This window comes from Kitasatospora sp. NPDC059673 (assembly GCF_042734215.1).
Lineage (GTDB): Bacteria > Actinomycetota > Actinomycetes > Streptomycetales > Streptomycetaceae > Kitasatospora.
On the sequence record NZ_JBHWEN010000001.1, the window covers coordinates 96,658 to 118,064 of the forward strand.

Consider the following 21,407-nt stretch of genomic DNA (forward strand, 5'->3'; position numbering starts at 1 on the left):
CGGAGGGCGGCGGGATGCGGATCTACATCACCTCGGTGTTCGTCGAGGACCAGGCGAGGGCGCTGCGCTTCTACACCGAGGTGCTGGGCTTCGTGGTGAAGCACGATGTGCCGCTGGGCGGCGGGGCGCGGTGGTTGACGGTGGTCTCACCGGAGCAGCCGGCGGGCACCGAACTGCTGCTGGAGCCGTCGGGGCATCCGGCTGCGGGCCCTCGGCGTGGAGTTCACCCAGCAACCCACCCGGCTGGGGCCCGTGACGGCGGCGGTGTTCGACGACACCTGCGGCAATCTGGTGCAGATCGTCCGGGTCGTATAACGACGGGCGGTGCGTGGGCCGCGTCCGCTACCCTCCCCGCGTGATCATTGAGGGGACGCGCGAGGGCGCGAGCTGGTGGGGAATCGTCAAGTCGCGGGCCGCGGCGGGCTGGTGGCGACTGTTGCTGTTGGCGTTGGTGCCACTGCTCGCGGAGTGGGCGGTGCAGTTCGGCGGAGCGGCGGTCCGGGCCCCGTTGGCGATCACCCTGGTGCTGCCGGTACTGGTCGGGGTGGCGGTGTCGGCCGTGGTGTGGGCGCCGAAGCTGGAGGTGCTGTCGGGCCGCCGGGGCCTGCTGGGCACGGCCGGGGCCGGGGTGGCGGTGCTGGCCGTGGCCCTGCTGGTGCCGCAGGCCCGCCGCTTGGTGATCACGGCGAGCTTCCTCATTCCCGAGTCCGCCGTCGGCGCCCGCAGCAACGTCTTTGCCACGTTGGTCCTCCCGCCGGGCGGCGCGGTGCTCGAACTGGCCGCACTGCTCGGCTCGCTGGCACTGACGCTGCTGCCGATGGCGGTGCTGCTGGAGGGTGCGGGCGTGCGCCGGGCGTGGGCGGTGCTGCGCGGCGACTGGCGGACGGTGCTGCGCGCAGTCGGCATCACGCTGATCCCGGCGATGGTTTCGTCGCTCGTGCTCTCGGCGCTCATCTCCTCGCCTGCCATCGGCTTCGACCACGCCTTCGTGATCACGATGCAGCTGACCCAGGCACTGATCAATGCCCTGATGGACTCCGTCACCGCGGTTCTGCTGTACGCGACTTGGCAGCGCGCTGCGGTGGTGCGGGGCGGCAACGGCGCGGCGCGGGAGGCGGTGTCGGCGGGAGTGTGACCTCAGGCCGGGCTCTGGGCGAGGATCCGCCCGGCGACCAGGTCGGGCGCGTCCATCGGCAGTGAGTGCCCGGCGCCGGGGACGATCTCCACCTGGGCAGTGGGCAGCACGCGTCCGATCCGGGCGGCGACCTCGGTGGAGTCGTGCAGCGCGCTGCGTGCGCCGAGCAGGAACAGCGCGGGCAGGTCGATCCGGCGCAGTTCCTCGTCGGTGAGCACCGGCGGGACGGGCAGCGCGCGGCGGAAGCCCATCGCGGCGCGGGTCAGCCGCATCAACTCCTCCTCCAGCACGGCACTGTTGCCGACCGCCCGGGCCAGCCTGGGCCGCAGCGCGCGGGGCGCGGACGCGGCGAGGCCGCCGGCGATCAGCCAGGCGTAGAAGCGGAAACCGAAGCCGTTGAACCCGGCCGGGTCGAGCAGGGTCAACGCGCCGACCCGCCCGGGGTGGTGCAGCCGGTGCTGGAGCGCGACCCACCCACCGTACGAGCAGCCGACCAAATGGGCGTCGGCGAGGCCGAGTTCGGCAAGGACGCCCTCCAGCCAGGCAGCGGCATCGGTGCCGTCGCCGATCGGCGCGGTCTGCTCACTGGCGCCCGGTTCGCCGATCGGGTCGAGGGCGAACACCGGGTGGCGCTCGGCGAGTTGGCCGAGCTGATGGTGCCACATCAGCGCGTTGCCGCCGGACGCCGGGAGCAGCACGATCGGCCGCCCGCGCTCGGCGCCGGTGCGATGGACGCGGGTGGTGCCGTACTCGCCCGGAACGTCGATGGCGGTGCGGGGGCCGGGCCAGAGGGCGGCCAGGGCGTGGTCGTAGGCCGTGCGGAAACGGTCGGCGGCCTGGGCGTTCCGGAACTCGCTGATTCGCATGGTACATGTGTATCACGGCATGATACGGGTGTACCAGGGAGGCCGGACCATGAACACGAAGCTCGAACACGAGGAGCGCCGACGGCAGATCGCCGAGGCGCTGCTCCGGATCGCCGACACCCAAGGACTGCAGTCCGCCAGCATGCGCGCGGTCGCCGCCGAGGCCGGCGTCTCACTGCGGCTGGTCCAGTACTACTTCGAGACCAAGGAGGGCCTGCTGCTGGACGCACTCGCCCGCCTCGGCGCCCAGCTCCAGGCCCGGATGGCCCGCTGGATCGCCGCCGCCGGCAACCCGCCCACCCCACGCGCCCTGATCACCGCCGTGCTGGCCTGCATCCTGCCGACGGATGCCGAGAGCCGACGCATCGCCCGCACCTACACCGCCTACTACGCCCTGGTCCTCAACGACCCGGCGGCACTGGAGAAGCACGGCACCGGCCAGGCCGACCTGCTGGAGTCCTTCCTCACCAAGCAGCTCCACGCCGCCCAGCAGGACGGCACCCTCTCCCCCGCCCGCAACCCCCGCATCACCGCCGCCGGCCTGGCCGCCCTGGTCAACGGCCTCGGCCAGAGCGTCCTCGGCGGCCAACGCGACGGCGAGGCCGCGCTCGCCATCCTCACCCACCACCTGGACGAGCTGTTCGCGCCTGCGAGTTGACGGCAGGGCGAGACCCGGACGAGGAACGTCTCCCACTCGCTCGGCGGGCGGCCGGTCCCGTCATCGCACCGGATCTGCGGCAGCCACTCGACGGCCGGCAGCTCCCCGTCCTCGCGGACCAGCCATCGGAAGTGGACGGTGACGGACGCCTCGTCCTACCCCCCGGGAGCGCACCCTGAACCGGCCGTTCCGGCCCGCGTGTCGAGGGGCTCGGGTAGGTTGCCCGTCATGAGTGATCATGGAAGTGTCCGCTGGCCGTCCGCTCCCATCAGCACCGAGCGGCTGGTGCTCCGACCGTCCGAAGCCCGCGACCGGGCCGGGTTCGTCGAGCTGTTCGCCTCGCCGGAGGTCGGCACCCACATCGGCGGCGCCCGTCCGCGCGAGGACCTGGAGCGTGCGGTGCCGGAGGTGCCCGGGCAGCGGCCCGGCGTGTTCGTGGCCGAGCTCGACGGCACGATGATCGGCCTCGTCACCCTTGAGGTGCGCCCCGCCGACCGCCCCGGCCACATCCGTCCGGAGGCCGGCGAACGCGAACTCGGCTACCTGTTCCTCCCGCACGCCTGGGGTCACGGCTACGCCGCCGAGGCCTGCACGGCCGCCCTCGACTGGTACGCCGACGCGCTCCCGGCCGAGCCGGTGGTGCTCTGCACCCAGCTCGCCAACGGCGCCGCCGTGCGCCTCGCGACCAAGCTGGGCTTCACCGAGGTCGAGCGGTTCGAGGAGTACGGCGCCGAGCAGTGGTTCGGCGTCCGGCAACCGCGCTGAACTCCGCTGCCGGGTAACGCCGTTCACGAACGGGCCGCTCGCGCCGGAAGGCGTGCGGTAGGTTGCCGGGCATGACCGACCTCGAAGCCATCGCCTGGCCGCCCTCCCCGATCCGCACCGAGCGGCTCGTCCTGCGCGAGCCCGAGGCCCGCGACCGGGCGGCGGTCATCGACCTTTTCACCTCGCCGGAGGCCCGCGAGTACCTCGGCGGCCCGCGTCCGCGCGCGGAGGTCGAACAGGCGATGCCCGAGACGCCCACCCGGCGGCCCGGCGTGTTCGTGGCCGAGCTCGACGGCACGATGATCGGCCTCGTCACCCTCGACCGACGCGACACCGACCGCCCCGGCCACGTCCGCCCCGAGGGCCTGGAACCCGAACTCAGCTACCTGTTCCTGCCGCACGCCTGGGGCCACGGCTACGCCACCGAGGCGTGCACGGCAGCCCTCGGCTGGTTCGACGGCGCGCTGCCCGGCGAGCCGGTGGTGCTCTGCACCCAGACCGCCAACGAGCGGGCGATGCGCCTCGCGACCAAGCTGGGCTTCGCCGAGGTCGAGCGGTTCGAGGAGTTCAGCGCCGAGCAGTGGTTCGGCGTCCGCCTGCCGAGCTGAACTCCGCACCCGCGCACGCGCCGAGCCGCCACCACCGAGGCCTGCGCGGACGCTGCCGGGGACCGGACGCTCATGCGACGGCGCGGACCTCATCGACAACGCCCTCAGCGCGCTCATCGGCACGGTCGCCGCAGTCGTCACGGCCGTCGTCCGGCGGCTCGCGCCGCCCTACCGTGATGCCGCCGGGATCGTTGCGAACCCCACCGCCGGCCAGTACGAGACGGCGCGGCAGGTCGCCACACAGCTGTTCGGCCCTGGCACTGTGGTCGAAACCTGACGTTCAGTCGGATTCCTTGCAGAACAGGAGACTTCATGACCGTCCTCGCACACGAGCTGACCACTCCCTGGGAGGCGGTCTTGATGGAGCCGACCGCGGGCAACGGCACGGGCGTCCTCGTCCTGGCCGGGTCGAGCGGCCGGGTGGACCGCCAACGGGCGAGGCTTCTCGCCGAGCGGGGGTTCCTCGCTCTGGCCATCCGCTGGTACGGCGGACCGGGGCAGCCGCCGGGGATCTGCGAGGTGCCGCTGGAGACGTTCGTCGCGGCCGTCGCCCTGCTGCGATCCCGTGGAGCGGAACGCGTCGGCATCCTCGGCTGGTCCAAGGGCGCCGAGGCCGCGCTGCTCACCGCGGTCCACGAGCCGCGCGTGGACGCGGTGGTGGCCATCTCTCCGACGTCGCTGGTCTGGTGCAACGTGGGACCGGGGCTCGACGGGCGGGACCGGCCCTGGCGGTCCTCCTGGAGCTGGCAGGGGAAGCCGCTGCCCTTCGTCCCGATGGACGGTGACCGCTGGGAGCCCGAGGGGCAGGGCGAGGGTCCGGTGGCGATCCGCGGCTGGTACGAGCTCAGCGAGCGGACCTACGCCGGGCGCCTGGACGCCGCCGCGATCCCGGTGGAACGGACGTCCGCCGACCTCCTGCTCGTCGCGGGCGGCGACGACGAGATGTGGCCGTCCCTGCGGTACGCCGAGCAACTGGCCGCGCGCCGCCGAGCAGGTGGCGCCCCTGTCCGGCTGGTGAGCCGCGAGGACGCCGGGCACCGCCCGCGCTTCCCGTGCGAAGGCCCCGCCGTGCCTTCGGAGATCTTCGCCTACGGAGGGACAGCCCGAAGCGACGCCCTGCTCGGCGAAGCAGCCTGGGAACCCGTCCTCGACCTGCTCCATCCCGGGCTCAACTCAGCCTGACAGACGCAGACTTGGCGTGCGGACGGACAAGGGGCGCCGGTAGCGTGGCGCCCCATGACTGCGCACCGGCGCCACACCTCCCGCATCCTGCTGCTCGACCACCACGACCGCCTGTTGCTGCTCTGCGGCCGCGACCCGCGCCGTGACGGTGCCCGCTGGTGGTTCACCGTCGGCGGCGGAATCGAGGAAGGCGAGGACGCATTGGCCGCCGCCGTACGGGAGTTGCGCGAGGAAACCGGGCTGACGGTGACCGCCGACCGGCTCGGCCCGCTCGCCTGGACCCGCCGCACCCGGTTCAGCGTCGACGGTCGGCACTTCGACCAGTCCGAGGAGTACCGCCTCTGCCGCCTCACCGCCGCCGAGGCCGCCGCCGCGCGGGTCGAGACCGAGGAAGCCCGCTACGGCCACCACTGGTGGAGCATCCGGGAGTTGGCCACCACCGACCAGACCGTCCGCCCTCGCCGGCTGGCCCACCACCTGGCCGGGCTGCTCCGCTCCGGCCCCGGCCAAGTACCGCTCCACCTGGGCGACTTCAACGAGGACACCGACCCGGACGAGTAATTGATGGCGCGTCAGATCACTGACTCCGACGCCGAGTTGCCAGCGAGACGGTCGGCGAGGCCGCAGGCCATGGCGGCGACCGCGAGGAAGGCGACCATCGCGCGGAGCAGCCCGCTCTCGGGGTAGGTGTCGGCGACCGTGTGCAGGGCCAGGTACGCGGCACCGAGACCGGCCGTCGCGGCGAGGGCGAGCGGCAGCAGCGCGTCCCGGACCTGGCGACAGCACAGTGCGCCGACAGCGGTGAACAGCCCGCCTGCGAGGGCGACTTGCGGGTGGGCGAAGCCCAGGCCGTAGCGCACCGCCAGGGCCGGTACCAGGAACAGCACCAGTCCGCGGCGCAGCACCGTCACAAGCGCGGCGTCCCGCTTCTCGTCGTTGGTCAGGTTCCCGTTCATCGGGGTGAGCGCCCGACGGCGAGCCGACCCGGTGCGTGGGCGCGGGGCCGGCTCCTGTTGTCAGTGCGGCGTGACCTTGCCTGCTGGCTGATTACTTCGCCTGGGAGAGCGAGACCGCGTCGGGGCCGGCGGGGAATCGCAGCTGGCCGGTCGTGTCGTGCACGGCTCGCCACACTGTCTCGGCGACGTCGCTCTCCTTGGTGAACAGGTCCTGGCCCGTGAAGTCGCCCATGGCCTTCTTCGCCCATGGTGCGTAGGGCGCCGGGACCAGCTCGTCCAGCGAGGCGCCCTTCGTCGCGTTGGCCGCGAAGTTCGTCGTCAGGCAGGCGCCCGGCTCGACCGTCTTGGCCTGCACACCGAAGGGCGCGAGTTCGAGCGCGAGGGATGCGGTGAACCCCTCGATGGCCATCTTGCTTGCCTTGTAGACGGCCGAGAGCGGCATGTGGCCCAGCACCACGCTGGAGGTCACGTTGACCACCACGCCGGAGCCGCGCTCGCGGAACTGGCGCAGCACCGCCTGCGTCGTCGCCATCACGCCGAACGTGTTGGTTTCGAAGACTTCCCGCACTCGGGCCATAGGGGTGCCCTCGAACACGCTGATCAACGGGACGCCCGCGTTGTTGACCAGGACGTCGATGGGCCCGGCCGCCTCGAACGCGGCGGTGATGCTCTGGGGCTTGGTCACGTCGAGCTCGACGACGCGGAGCCGGTCCGACTCGGGCAGGACGCCCGCACGCGGCGTCCGCATCGTGGCGATGACGTTCCACCCCTGCGAGTGGAAGTACAGGGCGGTCTCCCGTCCGTATCCGGATGAGGCACCAGTGATCAGAACTGTCTTCATGCGGTGATCCTTGCGATGTAGTGGGATCTGCGGATGGACGGGCATTTTCCTGCCCCGCGGAAGAACGGGTGATCCCATTGAATCGCTCTGACCTGCTGGAATAGTAGAACTATTGTCGCTTCGTCTTGCACGATCCTCCCTCATGGTCCGGCCGCTCAAGGAAGGACGCCTGCAGTGCTTCGCAGGCGGGCCGCGTCCCGGCTCGGGGGTGCGCCGAACTGGCGGCGGTACTCGCGGCTGAACTGCGACGGGTTGTCGTAGCCGACGCGGTGGCCGACTCCGGTGACGTCGCCCGGGTGGGTGGCGAGCAGCAGCCGGGCCTCCTGGAGCCGGATCTGTTTCTGGAACTGGATGGGGCTCATCGCGGTCACCGCCTGGAAGTTGCGGTAGAACGCGGAGACGCTCATCCCGGACAGCCGTGCCACGTCCTCGACCCGGAAGGGCTCGGCGTAGTGCTCGCGGATCCAGCGCACGGCCCGGGCGACATGGCTGAGGCCGCTGTCGGCGAGGCCGAGCTGGCGCACCGTCGCGCCCTGCTCGCCGGTGATCAGGCGCCACAGGATCTCGCGTTTGACCAGCGGGGCCAGTACGGCGCGGTCGCTGGGCTCGTCGAGCAGGCGCAGCAGCCGGACCACCGCGTCGAGCAACGCGGGCGGGGCGTCGCTGACGGCGATCCCCGACGGAGTGCCTCCGGCGGGGCGGGGGATGTCGCCGGGACCGGCTTGCAGTAGCAGTTCGGCAACGGCGGACGGTTCCAGCGTGAGGCCGAAGCCGAGGGCCGGCTGCTCGGGGGCGGCCTGGGTGAACTGTCCGGTGACGGGCAGGTCGACGGATGCGACCAGGTACTGCCCCGCGCCGTACGCGTAGACCCGGTCGCCCAGCGCGAGGCGTTTGGCGCCCTGGGCGATGACTGCGAGCACCGTGCCGGACATCGAGGGCGCCGGCGGATCCGGCCGGTCGACCTTGGAGATGAGGACGCCGTCGATGGCGGTGGTCCAGTCGGGTCGGGCATGCCGGGCCAGCAGGGTGCGGAGCTCTTCGAGGTGCATGCGTCCATTGCAGCACTGTGCTGTGCTGCAATTCCCGTACTCGCGAGGATCGTGCAAGTACCAGCGAGCATCGTTCTAACGTTTACGCAGGTCACAGCGATTGAATGGAATCACCGCACTCCATCAACGCAGAAGAAGGCCTCCATGATTGCCACGTACGGCTTCAACGCCACGCTGACCGCCAGGACCGGAATGGGCGACCGGCTCGTCGACCTGCTGCTGACCGGCCTGCACGAGGGCAGCCCCGGCGCGAGCGAGTACTGCGTGGTCTACCTCGTCTCCCGTTCCGCGTCCGCCCCCGACGTCGTCCACGTCACCGAGGGCTGGACCAGCGAGGAGGACCACCACCGGATCTTCGCCGGCGAGGCCGCCCAGGCCATCGTGGCGCAGATCGGCGGACTGCTGGCCAAGGAGTCCGAGTACACCGACTACGTGCCGGTCTGCGGCAAGGCCGCCTTCTGACCCGCCGAACACACCCCAGCCGCTGCCGCCTCGGTGCCCGCCGAGGTGGCCCCCGTCCTCACCCGACCGACCGCCACCACCCATGAAAGGCAACGACCATGACCACGGCACGCCCCTCCCTCGACCCTGAACTGCATGAACTCCTGGCCGACATGCCGCTGATGTCCCAGCTCAGCCCGGAAGTGCTGGCGCAGGTACGCCCCTTCTCCTCGATGCCCGTCGAACCCCTCCTGGAAGGTCGCGCGATCGACCGGCGCGAGGTCACCGCTGCGAGTCCGGACGGCACCCCGATCCCCTTGTCCGTCTTCAGCCCCGCGAACACCGATCGCGCCACCGCCGCACCCTGCGTCTACTGGATGCACGGCGGCGGGATGGTCATGGGTGACCGGTTCTCACAGATCGACATCCCGCTGGAGTGGCTCGACGAGTTCGGCGCCGTCGTGGTCTCCGTCGACTACCGGCTCGCGCCCGAGTCCACCGGTATCATCCCGGTCGACGACTGCTACCAGGGACTGCTCTGGATCGCCGAGCACTCCGAAGAACTGGGCATCGACCCCGCCCGGATCATCGTCGCAGGCGCCAGCGCGGGCGGCGGCCTCGCCGCCGGCGTCACCCTGCTGGCCCGCGACCTCGGCACCCCGACGATCGCCGCCCAAGTCCTGATCGGCCCCATGCTCGACCACCGCAACACCACCGCCTCCAGCCTCCAGTACTCGAACGGGCCCGGCGTCTGGACCCGCGAGATGAACGGATTCGGATGGCGCTGCCTCCTCGGCGACCTCACCGACGACGAGGTACCCGCATACGTCTCACCCGCCCTGGCCGACGACCTCGCGGGCCTGCCGACCACCTACATCGACACCGGCTCCGCCGAAGTCTTCCGCGACGAGGACACCGACTACGCCACCCGCATCTGGGCGGCCGGTGGCCAGGCCGAACTCCACGTCTGGGCAGGCGGCTTCCACGGATTCGACGCCCTGTACCCGCAGGCACACATCTCGGCCACAGCCCGCCGAACCCGCACTGACTGGCTCGCCCGACTTCTGCCCACGAACCCCACCGCATAGGGGAAGTCGACGAGTTTCGGTCGTACGCTTCAGCCTTGGCCAAGACCTCAGCGTCTGCTGTCTCCGGGCACGAGCAGGCTGGCGACCTCGGCGATCGCCTCCGCCGAGGGGTGGAAGTAGCGCCGCACGTTCTCCGGCTTCTTGTGCCGGGATTTCGCCATCAGCATCAGCTCGCTTGCCCCGGCTTCGCCGAGGTGGGTCAGGGAGGAGTGGCGGTACCGACCCCGCTGCCCCGCACGTTCCGTCTGGCGTTCGGTGACGTTCCGTTGCCGCCGGGTGGTCAAGGGGGTGGCGTCGCGGGACTCCGGCGCGGGGTGAATGGGGGCTGACGGAGCGGTGGTGGTAATCGCTTTCCATTCCCGTGCGGGCGCAATCGGGAGGCGGTTGGGGCGGCGTTCGTGCGAAGGCAAAGGAAGCTGATTCGGGGCGGGACGGTCTCGGCTCGGGCGGCAAATTCAGGGGCATTTCGCAGCGGCCCCGTCCGGCATCACGGGTGCACCGACACCCCGCCCGGCAGTGGACCGGACCAGTCTCCGAGGGGGTCCGGAGACGAGTCGCGGGGCGGTCGGCGCCAGCTGGGGGGCTTGATCACGGACGGTGATCAAGGCGGAGGCGCGGGGAGTTCACAGATCGGTTACAGGTCTCTCGGGAAATCGACTCAACAACCATTGTGGGGCCGGGGGGCGAGAGGTAGAGTCCCGGTTCGCCGAAGCACGGACGGGCACCTCTGGGCATTTATCTTGGAGCGGGCATGTCAAAGAACGGTGACATCAACAGATCGGGCCCCGACCTGTTGGATGCGTTTGCGGAAGCCGTTCTCCGGTGGCCCGAGCGAACCGCGATCGAGTCCCCCGAGCACACTCTCAGCTACCAGCAACTCGCTCTCTCTGCACAACGGTTGGCCGATCGATTGGGTGACCGGCCGGGGCCGGTCGCGGTGTCGGCCGGGCATCAACCGGACACCGTGGTGGCGCTGCTCGGCATCCTCCTGGCGGGCGGTGTGTACGTACCGCTCGACCCGGGGTTCCCGGTGACGCGGCGCCAACGGATGGTCGAGGCGGCCGGGTGCCGGTTGCTGGTCGGTCCCAAAACGAGCAAAGAGGCCGGGCAACTCGGGCTGGAGTACCTCGAGTTGGACGACGAAGAGGCCACAGGGGTGGCAACGGTCGTCACGCCCGAGGATCCCGCGTACGTTCTGTTCACCTCGGGGTCCACGGGGCAGCCGAAGCCGGTGGTGACGCCGCGTCGGGCGATCTCGGCCACGGTCGCATCGCTGCGCGAGTTGTTCGAAGTCGGGCCGGAGGACCGGGTGTTGCAGTTCGCTTCGCTGAACTGGGACACCTGCTTCGAGGAGATCCTGCCGACGCTGACGGCCGGTGGCCGGCTGGTGTTCGACCCGGAGGCGCACTCGGCGTCGTTTCCCCGGCTGTTACGGATGGTCGAGCGTCGCGGCGTCACCGTGCTGGACCTGCCCACGGCGTTCTGGCACGAGCTGGTCCTGCATCTCACCGAGGACGATGCGAAGTCCGAACTCCCGGACTGTTTCAGGCTGGTGGTGATCGGCGGCGAGGCGGCGAGCCCGGCCAGGCTGGCGGACTGGAGCCGGCTGGCATGCAGCTCGCGGATCCGGTTGCTGAACACCTACGGCTGCACCGAGACCACCCTGATCACGCACGCGGTGGACCTGCTCGGCCCGCGCACCCGGGAGCCGGGCGGCAGATGGGATCCCGTCGAGCGGGCGCCGATCGGACGGGCACTCCCCCACGTGGCCGAACTGCTCACGCCTGACGGGGAGTTACTGATCGGCGGCCCCGCTCTCGCGACCGGCTACCCGGGGCTTCCGGAGGCCACCGCCGAGCGTTTCGTGCTGCGCGACGGGCAACGCTGGTTCCGGACCGGGGACCGCGCGGCCGCCAACCAGGACGGGGTGCTGACCCCGCTGGGACGGCTGGACCACGAGGTGAAGATCCGCGGCATCCGGGTCGATCCGGCGGAGGTGGAGGCCGGACTCGGCACCCACCCCGGGGTCGGCGCGGCGGCGGTCACCGCCACCACGCTGGCCGGACGGGCCGCCCTGGTCGCCTACGTCGTCCCGCGTACGGGCGGGCCCGACCCCGCGCTCGCCACCGAACTCCTGCACTACCTGCGGGAACGACTGCCCGGCCACCTCGTCCCGAGCCGGATCACCGTGGTGCCGGACCTGGTCCGCACCGCCAGCGGCAAGGTCGACCGCGCCGCCTCGCACCGCCTGCACAGCACCGCCCCGCGCTGGGTCGAACCTTCCCCTCGGACGGCGGAGAACCGATCAGCTACCTGACGCGCAGTCAGCTCGCTCTCACTGCAGGGCCGCAGACCCCCCGCACTGCACCAGGCACAGCACCGCACACCACGCACCGCTGGCACCGCCGACACCCCGCCGGACCACGCGCACCCCGCACCGGTCGAAGGAGACCCCCCGATGAGCCTCGACATGCCCGTCACCACGCCCACCACAACGACGCCGGAGGACCGCCCGGTGGAGGCACTGGCTGCGGTGTTCTGCCGGGTCCTGGAGCTGGACGCCGTCCCGGCCGACGGCAACTTCTTTCTCCTGGGCGGCGATTCGCTGATCGCCACCCGGGTGCTGAGCGCCGTCGCCCGCGAGCACGGCGTCGAGCTGACCTTCGAGGACTTCTTCGCCGACCCCACCCCGGCCGGCCTCGCCACCCGCGTCGCGGCGGAGAGAATCGCGGCCGCCCGATGAGCGCCGCCTCCCACCCGCAAACGGCAAGCCCCGCGTCCCGCTCCGAACCGGTGAGTGCCGCGTCCCGCCCGCAAACGGCAAGCGGCGCGCCCCGCAGGGAAACCGGACCGGCGCCGCGTTCGGTGATCGTGGTCGGCGCGGGCCTGGCCGGGCTGACGGCGGCGGTCGAACTGGCCGACCAGGGCGTGCGGGTGACGGTGCTCGAGGCCCGGGACCAGGTCGGCGGGCGAACGCGTGGGATCGAGGTGGCGCCGGGGCGGTGGATCGACGCGGGCGCGGCCTACCTGGGCGACCTGCACACCGAGCTCCACGGCCTGCTCGCCGCCTGTGACTTGAAGACCGCGCCGACCGTCATGCGGGGCGCCAGCCGCTTCGCCCTCGCCGAGAACCGGACGGACGGCGCCGCGACCCGCGACGGGCGGTTCCCGCCGCTGAGCGCCGTCGCGCTGGGCGACCTGTTCGAGCAGCTGGAGGAGTTGACGGCCGCCGTCCGCCCGGACGCGCCGTGGCTCTCGCCCGACGCCGAGCGGCTGGACGCCATCACGGTGGCCGACTGGGCGGAACGGCAACTGTCGCACCCGGACGCCAAGTTGTTCTTCCCGTTGTTCCTGGGCGAGATGATGGCGGCCGACCCGGCAAAGATCTCGGTGCTGCACATGGCGTTCTACCTGCGCTCGGGCGGCGGGCTGCGCTATCTGAACGCCTTCGAGGGCGGCGCGCAGCAGGACCGGGTGGCGGGCGGCGCGCACCGGTTGTGCGAGCGGCTGACCAGGCGGCTGCTGGACTGGGGCGGGATCCTGCACACGGACGAGCCGGTGCTCTCGGTGGAGCAGTCCGATCGGGAGGCCATTGTCCGTACGCCCGAGGGGAGTTACCGGGCGGAGGCGGTGGTGGTGGCGGTGCCGCCGCTACTCGCGGACGCGATCGGGTTCGAGCCGCAGCTGCCGTTCCCGAGGGCGGCGTCGCGGACCGGGCGCGGCTGCGCGGTGAAGGTGAATCTGGTGTTCCCGGAGCCGGTGTGGCGGGCGCACGGCCTGTCGGGGTGGTCGGTGAACGCGGCCGGTCCGCTGCTGTCCACGGTGGACGACACTCCGCCGGAGGGGTCGCCGGGTGTGCTGACCGGGTTCGTCACGGGTGCGGAGGCGCACCGCTTCGCCGCTCTGACGCCCGAGGAGCAGCGCGCGGCGGCCCTCGCGCAGGCGTTCCGGCTGTTCCCGATGTTGCCGGATCCGCTCGCGTTCCATGTCACGGACTGGGTCAACGAACCGTGGAGCAGGGGCTGTTACGCGGCACTGTTCGGGCCCGGCGACTGGTCGGCGCTCGGTCCGACGCTGACCGCGGCGCACGGCCGGGTGCATTTCGCGGGCACCGAGACCAGCACCGAGTTCTTCGGTCTGCTGGAGGGCGCGGTCCGTTCGGGTCGCCGCGTCGCCGCCGAACTCCTCGGCTACTAAAAGTTTCTGCCGTTACGTCAGTTGCCCCCCAACCATTCCCCGGCCCGGCTGCGCTTCATGAGGGCGCGCCCGGGCGTCGAGTCCTGCTTCGGAAGACCGAAGAGACCGGAGACCGCCATGAGCGATCAGACATCCATCGCGCCGCTCGCCGTCAGGGAGCGCTTCATGTCCGACCCGACCCTGGGTGCGGGCAACTTCCTCGACCGGGCGGTCGAGGCGAACCCCAACCGTGCGGTGCCGTTCGCGTTCAGCCACCGGCTGGACCACCGGGGGCAGGTGGTGCTGCGCGGGCACAGCCTGCTGGATCTGGTGGCGCTGCGCGACCGGTACGCGGCCTGGTACCACGCGAACGGGGTGCGGCCCGGCGACCCGGTGGGCGTGGTGATCGCCGAGGGCCTGGAGCCGCTGCTGCACTTCTTCGCGCTGACCGCGCTGGGCGCGGTGCCGGCCCTGGTGAACGATGCGATGCGGCACGACGTGATGGTGCGCTACCTGAGTCACGTGGGCGTGGTGGGGGTGGTCGCGGACGACACCACCCGGCTGGCCTCGGCGTACCGGCAGGATCCTCAACTGCGGCCGCGTTTCCTGTCGTTGACGGCCGAGGTGCAGGCGTTCGACGCGGCGTCGGCGCCGCTGCCCAAGGAGTACCCGTACCGGCACGCGGCCGAGGACGTGGTGGCGCTGATCCACTCCTCGGGGACGACGGGCACGCCGAAGTCGACCATTCTGGCGCACCGGCAGTTCTGGGAGGGCAAGCAGCCGCGGATGGTGCGGTTCCCGGCGGAGCCGTCCGACCGGCTGATGTCGTTGATGCCGCACACCCACGCGGGGGGCCTGAGTTACTTCCTGACGGCGACGCTGCTGGGTCTGCCGACGGTGGTGATGGCGGACTGGCGGCGGGTCACGGTGGAGCCGGTGATGGAGGCGTTCCGGCCGACCATGGTGGCTTCGTTCCCGCGCACCTTCGTGGAGTTGGCGACGGGCGAGCTGCCGGTGGTGGGCGCGTCCAAGGTGCACTCCTGGTTCAACACGGGCGACAGCGCGCACTACGGGCACATTCGCCGCCTGGTTCAACTCGGCGAGCGCCCGGCGGGGTTGATCCGGCCCTGGCTGCTGCCGCAGGAGCGGGCCGGGCAGGCGGCGCTGCCGGGTTCGCAGTTCGTGGACGGGCTGGGGTCGTCCGAGATGGGCATGGCGCTGTTCGGGCAGGTCACCTCGCCGGAGACGGGGCGCGCCGACCGTTGCGTGGGCAAGCCGTCGGAGGTGGTGGAGCGGGCGGCGGTGCTGGACGAGGACGGCGTGGAGGTCCCGGACGGCACGGTCGGGCTGCTGGCCGTCATCGCGCCGTCGATCACGCCGGGGTACTGGAACAACGAGCGGTTGACGCAGTCGTTCCGGCGCGACGGGTACTGGCTGACGGGCGATGTGGCCTACCGGGACGGCGAGGGGCGGTTCTTCCACCTGGACCGGACGGTGGACGTGATCGACACCCTGGACGGGCCGGTGTACAGCCTGCCGCTGGAGGAGGTGCTGCTCGCCGACTGCGCCGAGTGGGTGCAGGACTGTTCGGTGGTGGGCGTTCCGCACCCGGACGGCGGCCAGCGGCCGGTGGCCGTGGTGCGGTTGCAGGACGGGGCGAGCGCGGACGGGCTGTTGGAGGCGGCCAACGCGGAGCTGGCGAAGGCCGGTCTCGCGGAGCTGGCGGCACTCCAAGTGGCGTCCGGCGCCGAGGAGTTCCCGCTCGGCCCGACGGGCAAGGTGCTCAAGCGGGAGCTGCGCACCCGGCACGCCGGCCTGCTGTCGCCCGCCGCATCTGCTGCGGCGCGTTCCTGATGGACCGTCGGGTTCGGCAGCCGTACCAGTATGTGCGGCGGGAGCTGGTGGAACCGGACTGGCGGCGGCTGCCGGGCTGGCGGGAGGTGACGGCCGCGCAGTGGCGGGACCCGCAGTGGCAGCGGGCGCACTGCGTGCAGAACGAGCGGCAGCTGCGGGAGCTCTTCGGGCGGCTCCTGGAGGACCGGTTCTATCGTGAACTGGCCGCTGACCAGGCCGAGTTCGCGACCATGTCGGTGCTGTTGCCGCCGCACATGCTGAACACCATGGCGGCGGGCGCCGCGCTGGATCCGGGGGCGTTCACCGAGGCGTTCCTGGCGGACCCGGTGCGACGGTACATGCTGCCGGTACGCTCCGACCGGCACCCCGAGTGGCCCAGCCACCCACTGGCGGCGCGGGATTCGCTGCACGAGGCGCAGATGTGGGCGGTGGAGGGCCTGACGCACCGCTACCCGACCAAGGTGCTCGCCGAGTTGCTGTCCACCTGCCCGCAGTACTGCGGGCACTGCACCCGGATGGACCTGGTCGGCCGCTCGACCCCGCAGGTGGTCAAGGCACGGCTGGTGCTGCGGCCGGCCGACCGCGAGGAGCAGATGCTCGACTACCTCAAGCGCACCCCGTCGGTGCGGGACGTGGTGGTGTCGGGCGGTGACCTGGCGAACGTGCCGTGGCCGCGCCTGGAGTCGTTCCTGCTGCGGCTGCTGGAGCTGGGCTCGGTGCGGGACATCCGGCTGGCCAGCAAGTCGGTGGTGGGTCTGCCGCAGCACTGGCTCCAGCCGAAGGTGCTGGCGGGCGTCGAGCGGGTGGCCCGGCTGGCCGCCCGGCGGTCGGTCAACCTGGCCGTGCACACCCACGCCAACCACGCGGCCTCGGTGACTCCGCTGGTCGCCGAGGCCGCCCGGGGGCTGCTGGACGCGGGGGTGCGGGACGTGCGCAACCAGGGCGTGCTGATGCGCGGGGTGAACGCCACCCCGGCGGCGCTGCTCGACCTGTGTTTCGCCCTCCAGGGAGAGGCGAACATCCTCCCCTACTACTTCTACCTGTGCGACGTGATCCCGAACGCCGAGCACTGGCGGCTGCCGCTGTCCGAGGCGCAGCGCCTCCAGGAGGCGATCCTCGGCTACCTGCCGGGGTACGCGACGCCGCGGGTGGTCGCGGACGTGCCGCAGGTCGGCAAGCGCTGGGTGCACCAGGCGGTCGGCTACGACCGGGAGCGCGGCATCTCGTACTGGACCAAGAACTACCGCACCGCAGTTGAGCTTGGCTCGGCCGAAGAGCGGTGCGAGGACGGGCAGTTGGGCCGCCGTTTCCCGTACGTGGATCCGGTGGACACGCTGCCGGCGGCGGGCCGCGCCTGGTGGGCGGAGCGGGCGGCGCGCGGTGCTGGTGCGCAACTCAGGGAACTAGTGGGCCTTTTGGAGGGCGAGTGAGCGAGGCGCTGGCGCCGCTGCGCCGGATGTGCTGGATCTTCCCGGACCGGGAGTCGACCCGGTCGGGGGCGATGTGGAAGCACTATTTCTGGGACATGTTCGCGGAGGTCGCCGCCGGGATGGGGATGGAGTGGTCCCGGCACGCCCCGGAGGCGGTGACGGTGGACGGCACCGATCCGGGCCGGCCGCGGGTCTACGTGGACGACCGGCTGGTCACGCCCGGGGACACCTTGTTCATCACGGCGCTGTATTCGCTGCCGTACCAGTCGATGGACGTGTTCAATCAGCTCGCGCTGTGCACGGTGCTGGAGCAGGCGGGGTTCTACCTGCCGTTCCCGGCGCAGGTGTCGCTGCTGGGCAACGACAAGCTGGCGACCATGCTGTTCCTGGCCGACTCGCCGGTGCCGCCGATCCCGTCGGTGCGGATCGGCTCGGGCCGGGACGTCTCCAAGCACCAGTACGAGGTGGCGCTGGACGGGTTGACGTTCCCGGCGATCGTGAAGCCGGCCGGCTGGTGCGGCGGTGGCGGGATCTGCCTGGCCCGGTCGCCGGAGGACGTGCGCGGCCTGGCCAGTCTCGCCCAGGGCGGTGACACCACCCTGGTCGCCCAGCCCTACCTGGGCGACGGCACGGTGGACTACCGGGTGTACGTGATCGACGGGAAGCCGTACGCGGTGCTGCGGCGCACCCCGGAGGCCGGGTCGCCGGTGGCGAACGCGAGCCGCGGCGGCTCGATGGAGTTCTGCGGGATCCCGGCCGAACTCGCCGACGCGACGGCGTACTTCGCGAAGAAGCTGCCGATCCCGTTCTTCTGCGTGGACTTCCTGCACGACGGGGAGCGGTTCTGGTTCTCCGAGCTGGAGCCGGACGGGGTGATCGCCCCGGATCTCGACGACCCGGACCGCTCGGTCCAGCGGGACGTCACCCGGGCCCGGTTCGCGGCCTACCGTGACGCGCACGCGGCCTTCCTGGCCAGCGGGGGTACGGTTCGATGAGATTCTCGCTGACCGAGGAGCAGGCCACCGGCGGCCTGGCAGTGGCCCGCCGCAACCTCGAACTGCTGTGCACCGTACCTGAGTTCGGCGATCGGTACGCCGAGGTCACGCCGCCCGGCACGCTGGCGGAGCTCGCGGCGCTGCCGCCGCTGGCCAAGGACGACCTGAACACGGCCCTCGCCCACCTGGAGCCGACCGCCGAACAGGGCGCCACCTGGCTGTTCCAGAGCGGCGGTTCGACCGGCGCGCCGAAGGTCGGGTACGCGCCGACCGGGTTCTACATGGCCAAGGTGTTCGAGCACTGGCAGCCGCTGGACCGCGACGACATCTTCGTCAACGCCTGGGGTGCGGGCCGGATGTGGGGCGCGCACTTCCTGGCGGCGGGCCTGGCCGACCTGTCCGGCTGCCGGGTGATCGCGCTGGGGTCGGTCACCCGGGAGGAGTATCCGCAGTGGCTGGGCTTCCTCGCCGACCGGAAGGTCACCGCGATCGGCGGCACCCCGAGCGTGCTGCGGCTGTGGTTCGCGCACGCCCGCGCCGCCGGGATCGAACTCCCCTCGCTGCGCAAGGTGTTGTGGCTGGGTGAGGCCTGGCAGCCGCAGTTGGAGGAGGACTTGGCCCTCGTCGCGCCGAAGGCCCGCCGGCACGGCATGTTCGGCTCCACCGAGACCTGGGTGGTGGGCTCCAACACCCCGGACTGTCCGGCCGACACCTTCCACCCCTTCCCGCACCAGCTGGTGCACGTCGGTGACGGCGGCCTGCTCGACTTCACCTCCCTCGACCCGGCGATGCTCAACCCGGTGCTGCGCTACCGCACCGGCGACGCGGGCGAGTTGACCACCTGCCGGTGCGGCCGGCCGGGCCCGGCGATGAGGGTGCTGGGCCGCCGCGACAGCGTGGTGCAGGTACGCGGACTCGGCCTGCACGTGGACGAGTTGCTCGCCCGGGTGGAACGCGAACCGGGCGTGCTGCGCGCCCAGGTGGTGATCACCGAACAGGGCGGTCGCGCCAAGCAGGTGGACGTCCTGGTACTCGGCGCGCTCTCCGATCCGGACGCGCTGCGACGTGAACTGCTGTCCGCCACCTTCACGTTGAGCACGGCCTTCGTGCACGACCCGGAGCAGGTCCGGGTCCGGGTGGTGGATGCGCTGGTCGGCAACGACCGCACCGGGAAGACCGCCGCGTTCGTGGTGCGGGACGAGACACCTATGGTCGGGGAGGAATCGTGAGACTGCACGCGCCCGAGCAACTCGGCCGGGGCTTCAACCTGTTCTGGTTCGGCAAGTCGATCTCCAACGTCGGCGACCGGGTGACGGTGTTCGTCGTCCCCACCCTGATGATCTTCGTGCTGCACGCGTCCGCGTTCCAGGTCGGCATCGTCGCGATGGCCCAGTACCTGGGCATTCCGCTGCTCGGGCCGATCGCGGGCGTGCTGGTGGACCGCTGGGACAAGCGGATCACCCTGCTGGTCTGCGACCTGGTCCGGCTGGTGGCCGTCGGCATCATCCCGCTCGCCTACTGGCTGGACTTCCTCTCCACGCCGCTGCTGTTCTGCTGCGTCGCCGCCGTCTCCGGCGCCACCATCTTCTTCAACGTCGGCTACCTGGTGGCGGTACCGGCCGTGGTCGAGCAGCAGCAACTGGTGCGCGCCTACTCGCGGTTGGAGGGCAGCGGCTCGGTCGCCGAGGTGGCCGGGCCGTCCATCGCCGCCGCCCTGTACAGCGCGCTCGGCGCCGCCTCGCTGCTGGTGGACGCCGCCAGCTACCTGGTCTCCGCGGCCTGCTTCCGCTTCATGCGGCCGTGGGGCGAACGCACCGTCGCGCAGGGCTCGGTGTGGCGGCGCCTCACCCTGGGGTTCCGCCTCAACTGGCAGGACCCGGTGCTGCGCCGGGTGGTGCTGGCCGCCGTCACCCTGAACTCGGGCGGGCCGGTGTTCGTCACCGTGCTGCCGGTGTTCGCCTACCGGGGCCTCGGTGTCACCGTCGGCGTGTTCGGCGCCGCGATGTCGGCGGGCGCGGTCGGCGCGCTGCTCGGCGCCCTGGTCGCCCCGAGGATCAGCGGGCGCCTGGGCATCGGACGAACCATGGCGTGGGCGCTGCTGCTGCACTGCCTGGTCGGCCTCGGTGTACTGGCCGCGCCCGCGCTGCCCGCCGGGCCGGTCATCGCCGTCACCATGGGCTGCTACGGCTTCTTCATGTCCTGCATCAACGTGTGCTCCGCGCCCGCCCGGCAGTCCCGGATGTCCGCGCAGCACCAGGGCGTCATGCACGCCGCGTTCCGCACCGCCACCTGGGGCGTCATCCCGCTCGCCGCACTGGCGGGCGGCTTCGCCGTCTCGCTGCTCACCGGCCCGCTCGGCATCCTCGACGCCACCCGCTGGACCATGGTCGGCGGCACCCTGCTGGCCGCCTGCTCCTTCCTGCCCGCGCTCGGCGTCCAGGCCCGAATGGACGCCGACCTGCCGAAGGCCGCCGACAGCTTCACCGAGCCGGCGGAGGCCACCTCATGACGGATCGTCGGGTCGTGCTGATCACCGGCTGCTCGTCCGGCATCGGGCTGGCCACGGCGGCGGCCGCGAGCCGGGCCGGCTGGACGGTGATCGCCACCGTGCGTTCGCCCGACCGCGCCGACGCCCTGCGGGCCGCCGCGCCCGACGCCCTCGTCCGGCAACTCGACGTCACCGACGAGGAGTCCATCACCAGGTGCTTCGCCGGCCTGGACCGGCTCGACGCGCTGGTCAACAACGCCGGGATCTCCAACTTCGACCCGACGCTGGAGATGTCCACCTCGGCCGCGCTGCGCGCCAACCTGGAGGTCAACTTCTTCGGCACGGTGGCCGTTTCGCGCGCCGCGATGCCGCTGCTGCGCGCCTCCGGGGGGCGGCTGCTCACCATCGGCAGCGTGCACGGCGTCATCGGCCAGCCCTTCAACGAGGCCTACTGCGCCGCCAAGTTCGCGGTCGAGGGCTTCATGGAGGCGCTCGCCCCCGTCGCCGCCGCGCACGGCGTCCAGGTCTCGATGGTGGTGCCCGGCTACGTCCCCGACACCCGCTTCGGCCACTTCCCGGACGTCAACCGCCGTACCGTGCAAGCCGCTTCGGGCCCCTACGCGGAAACCTTCGGCGCGTACGTCGACCGGCTCGGGCAGAGCTGGGCGAACGCCGGGCAGCCCGCCGCGGAGGTCGCCGACGCGGTGGTGCACGCACTGGCCGCGGACCGGCCGCCGTTCCGCATCCCCACCAACGCCTGGGCCGCGACCTACCTCGACGCCAAGCTCGCCGACCGCGACGGCCGCACGATCCAGCGCCTCGCCCACGACTGGATCGGCCTCACCCCCACCTCCTGACCTCCACTGAGGAGCAAC

The 21,407-nt window shown here is 71.7% G+C and carries 21 protein-coding genes and 2 pseudogenes; 18 read left to right on the top strand and 5 right to left on the bottom strand.

Annotation, left to right across the window (positions count from 1 at the left end; all coding sequences use genetic code 11):
• Window positions 1-14 precede the first annotated feature (14 nt).
• Window positions 15-315 (top strand): annotated as a pseudogene (locus tag ACFV18_RS00390) (VOC family protein).
• 40 nt (window positions 316-355) lie between these two features.
• Window positions 356-1,135, top strand: a complete 780-nt coding sequence (locus ACFV18_RS00395; protein ID WP_380477930.1) for a hypothetical protein — start codon at window positions 356-358, stop codon at window positions 1,133-1,135.
• A gap of 2 nt (window positions 1,136-1,137) precedes the next feature.
• On the opposite strand, the gene ACFV18_RS00400 is transcribed toward ACFV18_RS00395, so the two are convergent.
• Window positions 1,138-2,001, bottom strand: a complete 864-nt coding sequence (locus ACFV18_RS00400) for an alpha/beta fold hydrolase (protein ID WP_380477931.1) — start codon at window positions 1,999-2,001, stop codon at window positions 1,138-1,140.
• Between the two features lie 49 nt (window positions 2,002-2,050).
• Between ACFV18_RS00400 and ACFV18_RS00405 the strand changes: the two genes are divergently transcribed.
• The 5 genes from ACFV18_RS00405 to ACFV18_RS00425 all read left to right on the top strand — a co-directional run bounded on the left by ACFV18_RS00405 (window position 2,051) and on the right by ACFV18_RS00425 (window position 5,775).
• Entirely contained in the window at window positions 2,051-2,659 is a 609-nt protein-coding gene (locus tag ACFV18_RS00405) for a TetR/AcrR family transcriptional regulator (RefSeq protein ID WP_380477932.1), read from the top strand.
• Between the two features lie 228 nt (window positions 2,660-2,887).
• Window positions 2,888-3,424, top strand: coding sequence for a GNAT family N-acetyltransferase (locus ACFV18_RS00410; protein WP_380477933.1), 537 nt, complete (start codon window positions 2,888-2,890; stop codon window positions 3,422-3,424).
• A gap of 71 nt (window positions 3,425-3,495) precedes the next feature.
• Window positions 3,496-4,032, top strand: a complete 537-nt coding sequence (locus ACFV18_RS00415; protein ID WP_380477934.1) for a GNAT family N-acetyltransferase — start codon at window positions 3,496-3,498, stop codon at window positions 4,030-4,032.
• Window positions 4,033-4,344: 312 nt separating this feature from the next.
• Window positions 4,345-5,214 carry an acyl-CoA thioester hydrolase/BAAT C-terminal domain-containing protein gene (locus tag ACFV18_RS00420; RefSeq protein ID WP_380477935.1) on the top strand — a complete coding sequence of 290 codons (870 nt, stop codon included), beginning with the start codon at window positions 4,345-4,347 and terminating at the stop codon, window positions 5,212-5,214.
• Window positions 5,215-5,268: 54 nt separating this feature from the next.
• Window positions 5,269-5,775 (top strand): NUDIX hydrolase, encoded by a 507-nt coding sequence (locus ACFV18_RS00425; RefSeq protein WP_380477936.1) that lies wholly within the window; start codon window positions 5,269-5,271, stop codon window positions 5,773-5,775.
• 11 nt (window positions 5,776-5,786) lie between these two features.
• Here the strand turns inward: ACFV18_RS00425 and ACFV18_RS00430 are convergent, their stop codons facing one another.
• From ACFV18_RS00430 to ACFV18_RS00440, 3 genes are all read right to left on the bottom strand, one after another.
• Entirely contained in the window at window positions 5,787-6,170 is a 384-nt protein-coding gene (locus ACFV18_RS00430) for a hypothetical protein (RefSeq protein WP_380477937.1), read from the bottom strand.
• Window positions 6,171-6,261: 91 nt separating this feature from the next.
• Complete coding sequence (locus ACFV18_RS00435; RefSeq protein ID WP_380477938.1) at window positions 6,262-7,011, bottom strand: SDR family oxidoreductase; 750 nt, start codon at window positions 7,009-7,011, stop codon at window positions 6,262-6,264.
• 155 nt (window positions 7,012-7,166) lie between these two features.
• A complete protein-coding gene (locus ACFV18_RS00440) occupies window positions 7,167-8,060 on the bottom strand; it encodes an AraC family transcriptional regulator (protein WP_366807888.1) in 894 nt (297 codons plus the stop codon).
• Between the two features lie 144 nt (window positions 8,061-8,204).
• Between ACFV18_RS00440 and ACFV18_RS00445 the strand changes: the two genes are divergently transcribed.
• Together ACFV18_RS00445 and ACFV18_RS00450 are read left to right on the top strand one after the other, a co-directional pair.
• A complete protein-coding gene (locus ACFV18_RS00445) occupies window positions 8,205-8,522 on the top strand; it encodes a putative quinol monooxygenase (RefSeq protein ID WP_380477939.1) in 318 nt (105 codons plus the stop codon).
• Between the two features lie 98 nt (window positions 8,523-8,620).
• Complete coding sequence (locus ACFV18_RS00450) at window positions 8,621-9,589, top strand: alpha/beta hydrolase (RefSeq protein ID WP_380477940.1); 969 nt, start codon at window positions 8,621-8,623, stop codon at window positions 9,587-9,589.
• A gap of 47 nt (window positions 9,590-9,636) precedes the next feature.
• Here ACFV18_RS00450 and ACFV18_RS00455 read toward each other — a convergent pair.
• Window positions 9,637-9,807 (bottom strand): annotated as a pseudogene (locus ACFV18_RS00455) (site-specific integrase); the annotation flags it as partial.
• 533 nt (window positions 9,808-10,340) lie between these two features.
• Between ACFV18_RS00455 and ACFV18_RS00460 the strand changes: the two are divergent.
• From ACFV18_RS00460 to ACFV18_RS00500, 9 genes are all read left to right on the top strand, one after another.
• A complete protein-coding gene (locus ACFV18_RS00460; RefSeq protein ID WP_380477941.1) occupies window positions 10,341-11,906 on the top strand; it encodes an amino acid adenylation domain-containing protein in 1,566 nt (521 codons plus the stop codon).
• A 141-nt stretch (window positions 11,907-12,047) separates the two neighbouring features.
• Window positions 12,048-12,332: a phosphopantetheine-binding protein gene (locus ACFV18_RS00465; protein WP_380477942.1), complete on the top strand. Its 285-nt coding sequence runs from the start codon at window positions 12,048-12,050 to the stop codon at window positions 12,330-12,332.
• Window positions 12,329-13,786 carry a flavin monoamine oxidase family protein gene (locus tag ACFV18_RS00470; protein ID WP_380477943.1) on the top strand — a complete coding sequence of 486 codons (1,458 nt, stop codon included), beginning with the start codon at window positions 12,329-12,331 and terminating at the stop codon, window positions 13,784-13,786. The genes ACFV18_RS00465 and ACFV18_RS00470 overlap by 4 nt, the downstream gene beginning before the upstream one ends.
• A 117-nt stretch (window positions 13,787-13,903) precedes the next feature.
• Entirely contained in the window at window positions 13,904-15,619 is a 1,716-nt protein-coding gene (locus tag ACFV18_RS00475) for a class I adenylate-forming enzyme family protein (RefSeq protein ID WP_380477944.1), read from the top strand.
• Complete coding sequence (locus tag ACFV18_RS00480) at window positions 15,619-17,049, top strand: KamA family radical SAM protein (RefSeq protein WP_380477945.1); 1,431 nt, start codon at window positions 15,619-15,621, stop codon at window positions 17,047-17,049. The genes ACFV18_RS00475 and ACFV18_RS00480 overlap by 1 nt, the downstream gene beginning before the upstream one ends.
• A complete protein-coding gene (locus tag ACFV18_RS00485; RefSeq protein ID WP_380477946.1) occupies window positions 17,046-18,044 on the top strand; it encodes a RimK family alpha-L-glutamate ligase in 999 nt (332 codons plus the stop codon). Before ACFV18_RS00480 ends, ACFV18_RS00485 begins: the two co-directional genes overlap by 4 nt.
• Window positions 18,041-19,273 carry an AMP-binding protein gene (locus tag ACFV18_RS00490; protein ID WP_380477947.1) on the top strand — a complete coding sequence of 411 codons (1,233 nt, stop codon included), beginning with the start codon at window positions 18,041-18,043 and terminating at the stop codon, window positions 19,271-19,273. The genes ACFV18_RS00485 and ACFV18_RS00490 overlap by 4 nt, the downstream gene beginning before the upstream one ends.
• A complete protein-coding gene (locus ACFV18_RS00495) occupies window positions 19,270-20,553 on the top strand; it encodes an MFS transporter (RefSeq protein WP_380477948.1) in 1,284 nt (427 codons plus the stop codon). Before ACFV18_RS00490 ends, ACFV18_RS00495 begins: the two co-directional genes overlap by 4 nt.
• The gene (locus tag ACFV18_RS00500) at window positions 20,550-21,389 is read left to right on the top strand and encodes an SDR family NAD(P)-dependent oxidoreductase (protein WP_380477949.1); all 840 of its coding nucleotides are present in this window, start codon (window positions 20,550-20,552) and stop codon (window positions 21,387-21,389) included. Before ACFV18_RS00495 ends, ACFV18_RS00500 begins: the two co-directional genes overlap by 4 nt.
• Window positions 21,390-21,407: the final 18 nt, after the last annotated feature.